Annotated in this window: 7 protein-coding genes; all 7 read left to right on the top strand. The window is 37.9% G+C overall.

Features of this window, described 5'->3' with window-relative positions; genetic code table 11:
* The first annotated feature begins 8 nt into the window (after positions 1-8).
* The 7 genes from ACFX5U_RS02600 (at position 9) to ACFX5U_RS02570 (ending at position 17,376) form a co-directional block, all read left to right on the top strand.
* A complete protein-coding gene (locus ACFX5U_RS02600; RefSeq protein ID WP_400262420.1) occupies positions 9-2,408 on the top strand; it encodes an ABC transporter permease in 2,400 nt (799 codons plus the stop codon).
* Between the two features lie 60 nt (positions 2,409-2,468).
* On the top strand, positions 2,469-4,874 hold the full coding sequence (locus ACFX5U_RS02595) for an ABC transporter permease (RefSeq protein ID WP_400262419.1): 2,406 nt from the start codon (positions 2,469-2,471) through the stop codon (positions 4,872-4,874).
* A gap of 52 nt (positions 4,875-4,926) precedes the next feature.
* Positions 4,927-7,332, top strand: coding sequence for an ABC transporter permease (locus ACFX5U_RS02590; protein WP_400262418.1), 2,406 nt, complete (start codon positions 4,927-4,929; stop codon positions 7,330-7,332).
* Between the two features lie 180 nt (positions 7,333-7,512).
* A complete protein-coding gene (locus ACFX5U_RS02585; RefSeq protein WP_400262417.1) occupies positions 7,513-9,885 on the top strand; it encodes an ABC transporter permease in 2,373 nt (790 codons plus the stop codon).
* Between the two features lie 131 nt (positions 9,886-10,016).
* The gene (locus ACFX5U_RS02580) at positions 10,017-12,398 is read left to right on the top strand and encodes an ABC transporter permease (RefSeq protein ID WP_400262416.1); all 2,382 of its coding nucleotides are present in this window, start codon (positions 10,017-10,019) and stop codon (positions 12,396-12,398) included.
* 51 nt (positions 12,399-12,449) lie between these two features.
* Positions 12,450-14,813 (top strand): ABC transporter permease, encoded by a 2,364-nt coding sequence (locus ACFX5U_RS02575; RefSeq protein WP_400262415.1) that lies wholly within the window; start codon positions 12,450-12,452, stop codon positions 14,811-14,813.
* A 202-nt stretch (positions 14,814-15,015) separates the two neighbouring features.
* Entirely contained in the window at positions 15,016-17,376 is a 2,361-nt protein-coding gene (locus tag ACFX5U_RS02570) for an ABC transporter permease (RefSeq protein WP_400262414.1), read from the top strand.
* Positions 17,377-17,429: the final 53 nt, after the last annotated feature.

The following is a 17,429-nucleotide window of genomic DNA, read 5'->3' as shown; positions in this document are numbered from 1 at the left end:
AAAATACCATGTTAAAAAATTATATCAAAATCGCTTGGCGTAGCCTTTGGAAGAATCGTTTTTTCAGTATGCTAAACATTTTTGGCTTAGCCATCAGTTTAGCCATTGCTATCTTATTGATTACCTATGGCCGTCAAGAATTAAGTTATAATGGACAATTTAAGAAAGAGGCTGACATTTATCGTGTCATCATGCAGGCAAATGCTGAATACAATCACGAAAAAAGGAGTAACCTTCCTAATGCTGTTGGCCCAGCAATGCAGAGTGACATTCCGGAAGTAAACACAACTGCTCGTTTGGTACGCTTAGATTTTACTGGATTTGGATCTATTCGTGCTAATGATCATAATTTCATTGAAAAAAACATTTACCTCACGGATTCTTCCCTGTTTAATCTTTTCGATGTGAAATTTACAGAAGGAAATAGCCTTACCGCTTTTTCGACCCCCAATAGTGTCGTCATTTCTTCCAGTAAGAAGGACAAAATATTTGGTAAAGAACCTGCATTAAACAAAAAAATAATCATCAATCAGCGAGACACACTCAACATATCGGGCGTATTTCAGGACTTCCCGGTGAATAGTTCTTTTGAAGGAGACATTTTCCTGAATATCCTGGATTCGTGGATGGGTAAAAATGTCCATTGGTCCAATGCCAGCTATTTTACTTTTTGTTTATTGAACAAACATGCTGACCCTACAATCATAGCAGAAAAGGCGACTGCTCTCATTGATAAATATGTACCAAAAGAGAATCAATACTTGACCCAATTTCATTTACAACCGTTATCGCATGTTTACCTAAATTCACAGGATTTACGGGATAATATGTCCACCCGTAAAGGAAATATGAAAACGGTAAATACTGTATTTTTCCTTTCTTTTCTTATTATTCTTATCGCTTGCATTAACTACATGAACTTAGCGACTGCCCGCTCCCAAAAAAATGGTAAGGAAGTCGGAATTAATAAAGTATTGGGTGCCCACCGCAACCAAATCAAGTTGCGATTTTACCTTGAAACAGGAATTATCGCCTTTTTTTCCATTATGTTTGGATTGTTGTTGGCAATAATAGCCCTCCCTTCGTTCAGCCATGTCATTGGCTCTGACATTACCATTGCTAACCTGCTCAGCATGGCGAATATAGGTATCTCTTTGGCCATATGGTTCATCATAACACTCCTGGGGGGAAGTTATCCAGCCTTCGTGATGGCCAATATCCCAAGCCTTTCGTTGATGAAAAATAGCATCACGCAAAGTAAGATTGCACAGTACCTTCGTAACGGATTGGTTATATTCCAATTCACCTGTTCCATTGTTCTGATTATTGGTGTTATCATTATTTCCTTACAAATGCGTCATATCGCTAAAAAGGACCTTGGCTATCAACCAACCAACATCGTTACGATGCCAATACGTTACATCACATCGATGGATAAGTTGAAAAATTTAAATGAGTCCATTCAAAGTTTGACTGGTACCCAAAGTATTGCTACGCTACAGACCTTCCCAGGTTTTGGTGAAAGTGGCAAAAAAATCCATCGTCCTGGCGAGACTAAAGAAGGCTTACCGGTCAATACCTCCAGTAGTTTAGGAACCGTAGTTCCTACCCTTGGTCTTCACCTCATTGCTGGGAAAGATTTACCGAATGACCTAGCACCTACGGATTCCTCCTGCTACCTGTTGATCAATGAAGTGATTGCGTCTTATTTAGGTTATACAAACCCCAATGATGCTGTGGGACAGATCATTCCCACTGAACTATCTCCCCGCACAACTATTGTAGGGGTGGTACGCAACTTTAATTTTCAAAGTTTAAAAGATGCTGTAGGTGGTTATATGTATTATCGCACCAATAGCCCGAATGAAAGCTACCGCTACTTACTCATTCGTTACGATACGCAAAGCGTACCATCTTATATCGCTCAGATACAGCAATTATTCAATCATCAGTTCCCTGAAGTGGCATTCGATTACCAATTTTTAGACGAACACATCCAGAAATATTACACAGCGGAAAACCGAACAAACCATATCATTTCAACCTTCTCAGTGCTCACCATTTTTATTGCCTGTTTGGGTTTATTTGGATTGGCTGCTTTCACTGCGGAACAACGAAAAAAAGAAATCGGCGTTCGGAAGGTTTTAGGGTCAAGTTCATTTAAAATTGTTCAATTGCTCTCCACGAAATTTATAGGCTTAATTATCCTGTCTTTACTTATCGCGACCCCTATAGCTTGGTGGATATTCTCTCATTGGCTACAAGACTTTAATGATAAGATTACATTTCCATTGTGGTCATTTGCGGTCGCTGGGGTATTTGCGCTAAGCATTGCTTTAATTACAGTAGGCTATCAGGCATTAAAAGCCGCCCTTATAAACCCCGTAGAAAGTTTACGTGATGAATAGCGATAGATGAATAAAGGTTAAAATCATAAATCCATGATAACATCTTAAAAAACAACAGCCATGATCAAGAGCTACATCAAAATAGCAGTAAGAAACCTAAAGCGGAATATTTCGATTTCATTAATCAACGTATGTGGATTGGCTTTAGGCATCGCGACATGCTTACTCATCAGCCTATATATTACGGATGAGCTCAGCTATGATCGGTACAATAAACAAGCCGACCGCATCGTTCGTGTTGTTTTTAAAGGAAATGTAAAAGGGGGTGATATCAAGGAAGCTCATGTCATGCCGCCTGTAGCATCTACCATGAAGGCTGAATTAACGGATGTCCAAGAAACTGCCCGTCTACGAATAGGTGGTACCCCACTATTTCAAGTTGGTGACAAGGTTTTCCACGAAGAGCAGCTGGCTTATGTGGATGCATCCTTCTTTAGCATGTTTACATTACCCTTATTAAAAGGAGATATGCTGACGGCACTGGCAGAACCTAATACCGCCATCATATCTGAAAAAATGGCTCAAAAGTACTTCAATACGATTGATGTAATCGGAAAAGAGTTGCCGATGAAAGGGAGTGAGTCTATTTTAAAAATAACAGGTGTGATGCAGGCCATCCCCAAAAATTCTCATTTCAATTTTGATATCTTCACTTCTATTGAAGCCCTCGAAGATGCTAGGTCCACTTCCTGGATGACCTCCGAATATTATACGTATGCCCTATTGAAAAAGGATGCTTCTCTAAAACAGGTTGAAAGCAAGCTCGCTTCTTTATTTGATAAACATGTAGGGCCACAGTTTATGGCTGGTTTTGGAATGAGTTATGAGGATTATAAAAAAACTGGAAATAAAATTGGACTTTACCTGCAACCTTTAACCGATATCCACTTACATTCCGATTTCGTTTACGACCTGAGCCCTTCTGGAAATATCAGCTACCTCTACATTTTTGGCGTAATCGGCCTTTTTATGCTATTGATCGCTACCATCAATTTCATGAACCTATCCACTGCTAGTGGATCTAAAAGATTTAAAGAAATTGGCGTAAGAAAAGTCTTGGGAGCGGGAAAGCAAAAGTTATTGATCCAATTTTTCACAGAGGGGATTCTCATCACCTATATCGCACTCCTATTAGCAGTGGTTATTGTCCTGCTCAGCCTTCCAGTATTCAATCATTTTTCAGGAAAATCGCTAGAGATACAACAGCTATCTCCATTTACAACCATTCCCATGTTAATTGGTTTTGGTTTACTGATTGGATTATTCTCGAGTAGCTACCCTGCTTTATATTTATCTTCCTTTAATCCAATAATGATCTTAAGAAACAGATTTAATGTTTCGACAAAAGGTTTGGGACTACGGAGTGGTCTCGTGGTATTTCAATTTATAGTTTCAGTGGGTTTGATCTTCTGTACGGTCGTGGTTAGCCGCCAACTGGATTTCATGCGCCATATCAAATTGGGTTACGATAAGGAAAATGTTATTATTGTTCAAAGTTGGCCTTTAGGTTCAAATGAAAAAGCATTTGCAGACCGATTGGTTCAAGATAGTCGGATATTACATATCTCCCACTCTTCTTACCTACCCGCTGGAGCGACCTATAATAACAATTTTTTCATCTATCCTAAGGAGAACCCAAATCAATGGGTAAAAACACTGCGATATGATGTAGACGATCAATACATTCCTACCATGGGAATGAAGTTAAAGGAAGGACGCAATTTTTCAAAGACATATGGTAACGACAGCCTTTCGGTAGTCATCAATGAAACAGCAGCTAAAAATCTGGGGTGGAATGACAATATCATTGGAAGAACATTGACTGATAAGGATAATCAGGTGCTACAGGTGATTGGTGTGGTCGAAGATTTTCATTTCAAGCCCCTACATGAAACCATTGCTCCCTTAGTGATGGTCTTAAGTGATCAGGCAGGAAATCTGATTATCAAAACCAAAGCAACAAACATGGAAAAATTACTGACAACAGTAAAACAGCAGTACAATGCCTTTCCTTCGGATCTTCCTTTCGACTATTCTTTTCTTGATGAGCGCTATAACCAAACCTATCAATCGGAGCTTAAGACTGGACAGCTTTTAACCATTTTTGCGACACTGACCATTTTTGTGGCCTGTTTGGGACTACTGGGCTTGGCCATATTCACTGCACATCAACGTAAAAAAGAAATCGGGATTCGAAAAGTCATCGGGGCTAAGGTATCCGATATTGCGCGGATGTTATCCTTCGAATTTATCCGGCTGGTGTTCATCGCCATCATCATCGCATCGCCTATAGCTTGGTGGATGATGCACATGTGGTTGCAAGACTTTGCTTATCGTATCCAGGTGCAATGGTGGATGTTTGCTGTCGCAGGACTTCTAGCCATCATCATCGCTTTATTTACGGTCAGTACCCAAGCCATCCGAGCGGCAATAGCCAATCCTGTTAATAGTTTAAAAGATGAATAATGCAATTAAAGCTTAAATGCTCCAACGAAATTAACTACCTAAATTATAAAAAATGATTAAGAACTATATAAAAACAGCATGGAGAAACCTTTGGAAAAACAAGGGTTACTCTTCCATCAACATCGTTGGGTTAGCCATAGGGTTAGCTTGCTGTTTATTAATCGTCTTATATATTCATGATGAGCTATCTTATGATAAATACCATGTTAAAAAAGACCGTATTTACCGCGTTATCAATTCTATCGAAGACAACGAAAAACTAATCAGAAATTATGTATGGGGGGTTGCCCCCATAGGTCCAGCTTTAAAAGCGGATTTTCCAGAAGTCAAAAATGTGGTTCAATTTTCAGGAGTAACCTCTATTTCTTTAAAAAATAAAGAAAAGGTATTCCAAGAAGAACGTGTCTTTTTCATGGACTCAACCGCATTTGATGTTTTTAGCTGGAAAGTATTGGCTGGTAATCCAACAACCGCTTTGACAGCACCCTATACTGCTGTTTTAACAGCAAGTACGGCAAAAAAATATTTCGGAAATGAAAATCCGATTGGGAAAACATTAGAAGGGGGACTTACCGCTGGACGTGCAGACCCGGGACTATACAAAGTCACAGCGGTTATTGAAGATGTACCTACCAACTCTCACTTTACATTTGATGCCTTGTTATCGATGAGAACATTTAAACAAGCGCGTTCAGATGTTTTTGACTCTTGGGGATATGTCGATTTTTATACCTACATACTGGTATCCGATCAATTTAACCTTTCTAATTTTAATCAGAAAATTCCTCAATTTCTCGAAAAGCATGTTCCTTCTGCAAAAGGTAAATTTAAATTCTATCTTGAACCGATGCTGGATGCGTATATGCATTCGGCTGCAGGTAGACAGCCCGGTGTAACAGGTAGTGTACAGAATCTATACATATTTGCCATCATAGGTCTATTTATCCTTTTTATAGCTTGTGTAAATTTCATGAATTTGGCGACTTCCCGATCTATGGAAAGAGCAAAAGAAGTAGGTGTCCGTAAAGCTATCGGTGCAAACCACCGTAATTTGATCCTTCAATTTATGTGTGAATCGTTAGCTTTAGTTTTTATCGCGGCATTATTGGCGTTGCTATTGGTTATCATTCTTCTTCCTTCCATGGAGGCCTTTGCAGGAAAACACTTTGCCTGGAGCAATCTATTCAATTTGACCACACTCGGTATCTTCTTGGGTATTGTGACGATAACCGGTATTGTTGCAGCCAGTTATCCTGCTTTTATTTTAGCGCGTTTTAAACCTATTGAAGTTTTAAAGGGAACATTTAAAACTGCTGCTGGAGGCCAATTTTTAAGAAAAGGATTAGTGATCTTTCAATTCGGTTTATCCATTGTACTTATTTCAGGAACCTGTATTGTCTTTTCACAATTATATCACCTGCAACATACGAATCTTGGTTTTCAGCAAGATCAGATGCTTGTTATCGATTATAATTTTGACGATGAGGTCAACAAAAATTTAGAAGCAATTAAAAATACGTTTAAGAGAGATAAGGACGTCATTGCGGTATCATCATCGCGCAGTGTTCCGGGTACATTTTTTCCTAATGCTGGCACAGAGATAGAATCTACTGAGGGGAAAATGGTTCAAATGGGTCCTGCACTTTTTGAGGTAGATATTGATTTTATCCCTAACATGGGTATTGAAATGGTTGCAGGACGGGCTTATTCCCGGGATTTCCCCGCCGACAGTGCGCATTCCATGATCATCAATGAAGCTGCGGCTAAACTTTGGGGTTATAGCAATCCGCAGGAGATTATTGGGAAACGATTTGCTCAATGGGGTAAAGAGGGACAGGTTATTGGCGTTGTAAAAGACTTTAATTACCTATCTCTACATAATAAGGTTGAAGCACTTGCTTTACGATTAGAGCCGTCGAGCAGCAAGTTTATAACGATTAAATTGCAGCAAGCAAATCAACCGGAAACTATTGCCCGTATCGAAAAGATCTGGACAGGTCTCGCTCCCCAGATTCCATTTAATTATACATTTTTGGATCAGAGTTTTAAACGTCAATATGAAGCAGATTACCGTTTCCAAAGAATTTTCACCACCTTTTCAGGATTTGCTCTTTTTATTGCCTGTTTGGGACTCTTAGGTCTGGTTACTTATACTGCGCAACAACGTACTAAAGAGATTGGAATTCGTAAAGTCTTGGGAGCAAGTGTTTTTGGAATCATACAATTATTGTCTCTTGATTTTATCAAACTTGTCATTATTGCTATCTGTATCGCGACACCTATCGCATATTGGGCGATGCATAAATGGTTGGATAATTTTGCTTACCATATTGATATGCATTGGTGGATGTTTGCCGTAGCTGGCGTTAGTGCCTTGCTCATTGCCTTGTTAACAGTCAGTTACCAGGCTTTAAAAGCAGCTAAAGCTAATCCGGTGACAAGTTTACGGGATCAGTAACTTTTCTTAAAGTGTACGCTTACGAACGCTAAGTGTTCGTAAGCGTACACTTTAACGAATGAAAAAAAATAGCTAAAAATCTATATATGAGCGAATTAAAACAATGGCTTAGGTATTGGACTTTAAAATTAAATAGAAAATTCGAAAAGTGATAACTACCAACTAGAACATAATTTCCTTATGATTTTTAAATATATCAAAACTGGATGGCGTAATCTTAAAAAAAGTAAGTTTTACACAGCCATCAATATTTTAGGACTTTCCATCAGTATTGCAGCTGCCATCTTGATCTTATTTTGGGTACAGGATGAAATTAATTATGACCGGTTTCACCAAGATTACAAACGTATCTACAATGTTCATCACATTTGGAAAGACGGAGATAAGGAACAAATTTCCAATAGTACACCTGGCCCTGTTGGCTTTTATGCAAAAGACGTCCCTGCCATTGAAACATCTGTCAGGATAGCGGCTGAAGATTATGGAATCATAAGTTTAAAGGAGCAAAAAGATGTCTATACGGGACTTGCGATAGCCTATGCTGATAGTTCGTTCTTTAAGTTCTTTTCATTCCCTATTCTACAATCCAGTAAGCCTAACTTATTGACAAACATAGACGAGGTCACCATTAGCGAAACGCTGCGTCAAAAACTTTTCAATGGACAAGATGCCTTAGGCAAAACGCTCCTATTAGGTAAAATACCATTTTTAGTGACAGGGATCTTTGCGGATATGCCTCAACACTCATCAATCAAATATGATGCTATATTTCCCATGGGATATCTTGCTAAATCATTTACTGAAAATGGTGGCAATGGGGCATGGAAAACGATTGATGAAGATTTGGGTAATTATTACTTTAATACCTATTTAAAATTAAATCCAGCAGCTGATCCGGAACAAGCAATTGCACACATTAATAACGCATATATCAAAGCACGGAAAGGAGATACAAAGACGACCTTCAAACTTGGATCACTTACTGATCAGCATTTGATCGCTCCAGACGGTAATAAATCGGCATTGCGCATGGTGCAGATTTTTGGAATAGTGGCCTTGCTATTATTGTTTATTGGTGCTATCAATTATGTCAACCTTTCTACTGCCAGAGCTATGGATAGGGCGAAGGAAGTCAGTATCCGAAAAATTGTAGGAGCCAGTCGAAAGCAGTTGTTCTTTCAATTTATGGCCGAAACCTTCTTAACCTTTATTATAGCGACTTTTGTCGCCGCTCTCTGGGTCGGATTATCCTTCTCTGCGTACAACAGCATCTCTGGGAAATCAATGGTTTTTAACCTGTATAATCCTGCACTTTGGATTTTAATTGGGTCTGCATTATTGTTGACAGTATTACTGTCTAGCATCTACCCATCCATTCAACTATCCTCGTTTAAACCAATAGCAGCATTAAAAGGTAAATCATCGAAACCTATTAATAGTATTTTTCGAAAAGCTTTGGTCGTATTTCAATATGTAACTTCGATTATTTTGATCATCTGTACTTTAGTCATTCAAAAACAGATGAAATTTATCCGTGAATTTAACCTAGGGTACGACACTTCGTATATTTTTACTGTAAAGCTGAATGAAGGGGCCTTTGAAAATAAATCCACTGTAGCTGCTAAACTTGCCGAAGATCCTAGCATTGTTTCTTATTCCATCAATGGTTTTTACGACCCCATGAGTTATGGCAATTCTACCAGCGATATCGACTGGCCAAACCGTCCAAAAGATTATTCGCTCATTGTTGGTAGAGCTACTATAGACAAAAATTTCATTCCATTAATGGGTATGAAATTTGTTGAGGGTGGTAATATCAAAGGTGTGCCTGCTGACTCTTCAAGTTATATTATCAACGAAACCATGGCCAAACAGATGGGGTTGAAACAACCTTATGTGGGAGCTCAAATATCGTTGCATGACGTACCTGGGACAGTCGTTGGAGTAGTGAAGGACTTCAACTTCAATAATTTGAAAAAACCGATTGGTCCGATGGTCTTTTGGACACATAGTTTCGCAGGTACATTGTATATCAAAACCACAGCTTTAAATGCACAAAAAGCGATTGAAAAAGTAAAAACGATTTACAATAGTTATCCTTCGGAACAACCTTTTGAATATACCTTTTTGGATAGTAAGTTTGATCAGATGTACAAGTCGGATTTACGTACCGGACTGCTTTTCAACATCTTTGCTTCGATTGCAATTTTTGTTTCTTCACTGGGGCTCTTAGCGTTAGCGGCCAATTCAGCCCAGACAAAAGTGAAAGAAATCGGAATCCGCAAAGTCTTAGGTGCAACCATACCACAAATCGTTCAATTACTGGGAAAAGAATTTGTTGGTTTATTGGTCATTTCTATTTTAATTTCAGGCCCCTTAGCTTGGTACTTTTCAAATGAATGGTTGACCAATTTTAGTTTTAGAACGGACTTGAATATCGGGTTGTTCTTAATCGGTGGAAGCATCGCACTATTGCTAGCAGGATTGACCATTGGTTATCAAGCTATACGAGCAGCGAAGGTAAATGTCATCGATAGTTTAAGGGATGAGTAATTATAATATGTTGAGTTTGTTAAGTGTTAAGTATAAGAATGAAGGTCGTCGATTTATTGAAATCGACGGCTTTCTATGTTAAAAAAAAAGATAATATTAATTGACCCAATCGATCTAATAACCGACCAATCATGATAAAGAATTATATCAAAATCGCCTGGCGAAGTATTTTTTCTAATAAATTCTATACTGCCATTAATATTTTAGGATTGTCGGCGGGACTAGTCGTAGGCATATTTCTCATGCTTTGGATACAGGATGAATTATCCTTCGACCGATTCCATAAGAATGAGCGGGTTATTTACAAAATTGGCATTGAAGGAGGCACTGGAATATCTAAAAAAATCTTTGAGAATATTATTGCCCCTGTCGGAACTGTTGCAAAAAAAGAGATTCCGGAAGTTAAAGATGCCGTACGTATATTCAAAATTGGTGATGCTCCTATCAAGTATAAAGAAAAAAGATTTATCGAAAAAAGTTTCGCTTTTGTAGATCCTAGCTACTTTTCTGTTTTTAGTTTCCCTTTAATTCAAGGCAACAAACAGTTACCATTTCCTGACAACAATTCGATCATCATCACAGCAAGTACCGCTCGTCGTTATTTTGGAGATGAAAACGCAATTGGTAAGACTGTCACGATTGGAGTAGATGAGCTATGTGTGGTGTCTGGTGTTATAGCAGATTACCCCGAAAACTCGAGTATGCAATTTCAGGTCCTTCTTCCCATTTCGAGATTCAATGAGCAAGCTTATATAAAAAAGAAAACCACCTACGACAATAAGACCTATTTGTCATCAATGGATATGGATTGGTCTAGTTTTTCATTTGAGACTTATCTGATGTTAACACCGCATGCGAACTTAACTGCTTTAACCCAAAAATTACAGCAGATACATGAACGCAATAAGCCAGAGGATACACCTGTACCCTATGTGGCCCAACTTTTGTCTCAAGTACACTTGTACCACATGGATGGCAGCGATGGTGGAATCGGTACGGTACATATTTTTATAGGCGTTGCCCTGATGATTCTGGTGATAGCAAGTATTAATTACATCAATCTGTCGACCGCGCGCTCCTTATATCGTGCAAAAGAGGTTGGTATTCGCAAAATTATAGGTGCAGGAAGAAAGGAACTTTTTTTTCAATTCATCTTAGAGACTACGATGTTATTTCTTTTTGCTGTGGCAATAGCACTAACCGTTGTTTTCATTTTCCTCCCGCTTTTCAATAGCTTCTCTGGTAAACAGCTATCTCTTCATATAAATCAGATTAATTTATGGTGCTATATCTTGATCTTACTTGTTGGTACATTGCTGCTTGTAAGTATCTATCCTGCATTTTTACTTTCAACTTTTGACCCTATCCAGGTATTAAAAGGTAATCTTGGTATAAAGAAATCAAGTTTTCGCAAGGTATTGGTCATCTTGCAGTTTACTGTTTCTATTGTTCTAATAACAATGACTCTTGTAATCGGTCGGCAATTAGAGTTTATACGCAGCAAAAATCTCGGTTACGAAAAGAGTCATATCTTTTCGGTTCCTATGGGTCCAAAAATGGGGCAACATTTTGATGCTATCAAAAATGAATTGCTAAAAAACGAAGGGATAAGTGATGTCATCCGACTTGGCCGAGATATGGTTTATGGTGGTGATGCTACAGGAGATAACGATTGGGAGGGAAAACCTGCAAAGTCAAATCTTTGGTTTAATATTACACATTCAGATCAACATACGCTCGATTTCTTTAAGATAAAACTATTAGAAGGACGAAATTTCACTGGTTCATTGGCGGACTCTACTCATTTCATCATTAATGAAACGGCTGTCAGAGAAATGGGATTAAAAAATCCTATTGGCACACGTTTGAGAATCAGAACTGTACCGGGAACTATTATTGGTGTTGTAAAGGATTTTAATTATGCTAGTGTACGTCAGAAGATCGAACCTATCGTCTTCAAGTTTAATCCAAAAGATGCTTGGCAGCTTTATATAAAAACAAATGAAAATAAAACTGTTGCTGCTATACATGTCATGGAACAAGTTTGGAAGCAATATTATAATGATATGCCTTTCACTTACAATTTCCTGGATGAAAGCTATCAAAAATTGTATACTACTGACCAAAAACAAGGCACTATCTTTAATTTCTTTGCAATAATAACAATATTAATATCCTGTTTAGGACTTTTAGGTTTATGTACGTATACGGCAAAAGTGAAAACCAAGGAAATTGGAATTAGAAAGGTGCTCGGCGCAACAGTATTCAATATTATTCAAATGCTCAATAAGGAATTTTTCATCTTGGTTATTATAGCAAATATAATTGCGATACCTATTGCTTTATATTTTGCTACAAACTGGCTTCAGGAGTTTGCTTTTAGAACTACCCTACCGATATCAGTGTTTTTTCTCTCGGGTATTTTGACTCTTTTAATCACATTACTTACCGTGAGCTTTCAATCTATCAAAGCAGCAATCGTTAACCCTGTAAACAGTTTAAGAGACGAATGATTTCATATATTCAAATAAAGAGACCCTCAATAAGATAATTGTTCAAAAATTATGATAAAGCTATTTTTCAAAACTTTCTTACGTAATATAAAAATTAGTCCATTACATGCAGCGATCAACATTATCGGTCTTGCTCTTGGTTTCACCGTTGCATTGGTAAGTACGCTTTGGATATGGAAACAGTTTTCCTTTGATAAAAACTTTAAGAACTATGATAGCATATATCAAGTCATGGTTACCGGCACTTTCAATAATGAGATATCGACCGACCCGTCAACACCGATTCCGTTGGCAAAACTGATCGAATCTGATTATAAAAATGAAATGGAGGAAGTCACCTTGACGACAGGTTTAGAAAATAGCAGTTTGAAAGTTGGTGACAAAAAACTAACTGCAAACGGGTTCTATACTTTAGGGAAGTTTACCGAAATTTTTAGTTTTGAAGCCACACAAGGAGAAATCTCTACTCCTACTCGAGCTAATACATTCATTATCTCACAATCATTGGCCTCTCGTTTATTTGGAAATGAAAATGCTATTGGAAAAATTGTACAGTTTAATGGAAAGGAGCAATACCAGGTAAAAGGTGTTTATACCGACTTACCTAATAACAGCACCTTTTACGGATTGGACTATATACTTCCAATTTCAGACTATTTGCAAAAAAATGAAGGGATTTCAGATGGATGGAACAATTGCTACTTTAATACCTATGTTAAGATATCCAACAACGCGCTTATTTCTTCACTTGAATCAAAGCTAACGAATTTTTTCAAAACGAAACTTACGGATATCAAGCCAGAAATACTCCTGCATCCCATGGCAAAATGGCATCTATTTGAGTCTTTTAAAAATGGTAAAAATAATGGTGGACAGATTCAATATGTTTGGATGTTTGCCCTTATCAGTATCTTGATCCTCGCATTGGCCTGTATCAACTTTATCAATCTCAGTACGGCTAGAAGTCTAAAAAAAGGTAAAGAAATTGGCGTCCTTAAATCCATAGGGGTCAATAGAAAACAGCTCATTCAAGGTTTTTTGGTGGAATCGATATGTTCGGTAGGTGTTGCCTATATCTTCTCTTTATTATTCACCCTTTTGCTTTTACCTTGGATAAATAAACTTACACAAGCTCAACTTGAACTTCCTTGGAATTCTCCGCTATTTTATTGTATATCTTTAGTTGCGATTATACTGCTTGGATTATTAGCAGGCATTTATCCTTCATTGTTTCTTTCCTCATTCAATCCAATCCTTGCACTTAAGGGAAAACTGCAGTTCAGCAAAGGAAGGTTTCAACCGCGCAAAGTCATGGTGGTGGTTCAGTTTGCTATTTCTATCTTTATGATGATTGCTACCTACCTGGTCATACAGCAATTATACCATGTCAAAGATCGACCGATAGGTTATAACAATCATAATTTAGTTAATGTAACAAGCAGCAGTTCAGAAATCATCAAAAATTTTGACGTCCTTAAGCGGAACCTACAAAATGAAAGTCTCATTCAGGAAGCCACACTTTCTTCCAACTTTGTCAATAACCTTGGACTATCGGGTGGTGGATTTATTTGGGAAGGCAACGACCCTATAGCGGGTTCAATAATGGGTATCTCTACTGTAGATGAAAATTTTGCAAATACGGTACAATGGGATTTTATAAAAGGTAGAAACTTCTCCAAAGATTTCAAGACTGACTCCGCTGGTGTTATTCTGAATGAAGCTGCCGCAAAATTTATGGGATTGACTTCATTGACGAGCAAAGAAATAACGAAACGGGGAAATACCTATAAAATCTTGGGTGTTATCCAAAATACCGTTTCACAATCTCCTTTCAAATCTATAATACCAACCGTTTATTTCTTAGACTTCCTGCCTAGAAATAAGATTACTCTTCGCTTAAAAGATGGGAAGGATCAAAGTGAAACGCTCAAGGCTATCGGAAAGATGTTCACTGCCATAGATCCTAATCTTGTATTTGAATATACTTTTACGGATCAAGCCTACGCTAAACAGTTCGTGCAGATGGAGATGATTCGAAGTCTGACCAGCCTGTTTACCGGCCTAGCAATTTTAATCTCTTGTCTTGGACTATATGCGCTTGTTTCTTTCTTAACTGAACAACGCGAGAAAGAAATTGGTATCCGTAAAGTACTTGGGGCTTCCGAACTGAGTTTGTGGCGATTGCTTTCTACTGAATATATTTGGCTGACAATAATTGGTTTTGCTATAGCCGCACCATTAGCATACCTATTTATGGAGAAATGGTTAGAAAATTATGTTTATCGTATTTCTATAAACTGGTCTATTTTTATTGTGACGGGTGTCCTCGCTTTATTGATAACACTTGCGACCGTAAGTTTTCAGGCCATTAAATCAGCATTGGCAAATCCAGTTGACTCTTTAAAGAATAAATAAGGGAGCATGTTCGAGAACGAACGATCAACTGTCCGTTTTCGAACAACTCGAAAGTGGGTGAATGACAACAAATTATTAATAATCAATACATTATAACTATGGCAATGCAATTGTCTTTCATCACTGTGAACCCTTAACTTAACGATTAAACTATCGCTTCTAGCTAATAAACACTAGCAAAAGGCATAATGCATTACAATCCATGAGACTGAACTATATCAAATTCGCTTGGCGTAATCTTTGGAAAAACAAAGGATATGCCACTATCAATATCACAGGACTAGCCATTGGAATGACTGCAGTCTTGCTTATTGGCATTTGGGTGCAAAATCAATTTCAATTTGACAATTTCTATAGCAATAAAGACAATCTCTATAGACTTTGGAACAAATATGAGGATGAAGGAGAAATCGGACTGCAGAATATCACATCGGGAAAAGCATCTCCCGCTCTAATAGCCGAATATCCCGAAGTGGAGCATACTGCTCGCATGTATTGGGACACGGATAGATTATTATCCTTTGGCGATAAAAAAATCAAATCTAAAGGAACTGAGGTTGACGCATCTTTTATCCAAATGTTTGATTTTAAATTCTTGAAAGGTAATCGAAATCAAGCTCTTGGGGATCCGAAAAATATCGTCTTGACCAAAAGCCTCGCGGAAAATATATTTGGCGATACAGATCCATTGGACAAAACCCTTATTCTAGACAATAAAGAACCTTATAAAGTAACCGGAATCATAGCGGATTTGCCTAGCAATACCGATTTTAATTTCACCTATTTAATTCCCTTGAGCAAGGCAGATAGCTATTCCCCTAATTGGAATACGAATACATTCTTAACTTACATACAACTTAAAGATGGAACAGATGTCACTGCTTTCAATAAAAAACTCGTCAATATCATAGCCAATAAAACGAGTAATGAACTGAAAGGATCGCTCTTCTTATACCCCGTATCCAAAATGCACCTGTATTCAAAATTTGAACAGGGCATCCCCGTTGGTGGTAAGATAGACCAGGTAAAACTAGTTGCTGGCATTGGGCTACTGATTCTGTTGATTGCATGTATCAATTTCATTAATCTCAGTACCGCTCGGAGCCAAAAAAGAGCAAAAGAAGTAGCTGTACGTAAAGTCGTGGGTGCTCAACGCAGCAGTTTAATCACACAGTTTTTAATGGAATCGGTCTTACTTTCTTTCATTTCAGGAATTCTCGCTCTAGCTTTAACGACCTTGGTACTTCCGCTATTCAATAAGATATTGGACAAACCATTGGAATTTTCGCTAGCTGATCCTATGATTTGGGCTTGTTTAATCGGATTTATACTATTAACAGGAGCACTGGCAGGATTATACCCTGCCTTTGTCCTATCCTCTTTCAAACCCATTAAATCATTGAAAGTATTTGGAAATTCTAAAAAATTTAATCTCAATTTCCGTGAAATACTAGTTATTTTTCAATTTGGAATTGCCATTGTCTTGATTATTGCTACTCTAATTATACGTAAGCAGGTTGAATATGCAGGCAAACGCGACGTTGGTTATTCAGCCTCGCAACTTATCGAAATCCCTATGGAGGGTGATATGAACGATAATTATGAGGTCCTCAAATCTGAATTGATCAATAAGGGCATTGCGCAAGCTGTAACACGAACCGGATGGTCAATTACCAATAATGCGTCAAGCGCCAGTGGTAGTTTTTCATGGGAGGGGTCAACGCCTGAACAGGGTGAAAAAATCGTATTTAATATCTCCAAAGCAGAAAGTGATTTTGTAAAAACGCTTGGATTAAAATTATTGGAAGGCCGTGATATTGATTATGAACGATTGGCAGCTGATAGTGCATCTGTATTGGTAAATGAAACTGCCATCAAAGAAATGAAATTAAAAAATCCCATTGGAAGTTACTTTAAATGGGGGAATAAGACATTTACTATCGTAGGGGTAGTAAATGATTACATTAGTGGTTCGCCTTATAGTCCAGTAACACCTTTACTCATCTATCCAACAAAACAATGGATGTTTAATATGGTCGTACGTACCAATGTATCGTCTTCCATGGAACAGAATTTGAAACAAATGGAACAGCTTCTCAAAAAATTCAATCCAGCCTATCCTTTCGAATACAAATTTGTCGACCAACAGTTTGCTGCCAAGTTTAAAGAGCAACAGCAAACAGCACAACTCGCATTCATATTCTCATCTTTGGCTATTTTTATTTCATGCCTTGGGTTATTTGGTTTAGCGTCCTATATCACAGAACTGCGCACGAAAGAAATTGGTATCCGGAAAGTACTGGGAGCATCTGTATCAGGTATTACGGGTATGCTATCAAAAGATTTTATCAAGTTAGTTCTAATCGCGATTCTTATTGCCTCTCCTATCGCTTGGTGGGCCATGTACAAATGGTTACAGGATTTTCCTTACCGCATCGATATGCAATGGTCGGTATTTGTTTTAGCAGGTTTAGCTGCTTTAACTTTGGCAATTGTTACTGTAAGCATGCAATCGATAAAAGCTGCGCTTTCAAATCCTGTAAAAAGTTTACGTGATGAGTAATACAATCAGAAGATTAGCGTTGTTCGGTCTTGAACAGACACTGTTCGAAATCG

The sequence above is a fragment of the Sphingobacterium sp. SG20118 genome, assembly GCF_044740685.1.
In the GTDB taxonomy this organism is placed as follows: domain Bacteria; phylum Bacteroidota; class Bacteroidia; order Sphingobacteriales; family Sphingobacteriaceae; genus Sphingobacterium.
The sequence above is the reverse complement of the archived record's forward strand: the minus strand, read 5'-3'. Positions and strand labels throughout refer to the sequence as shown.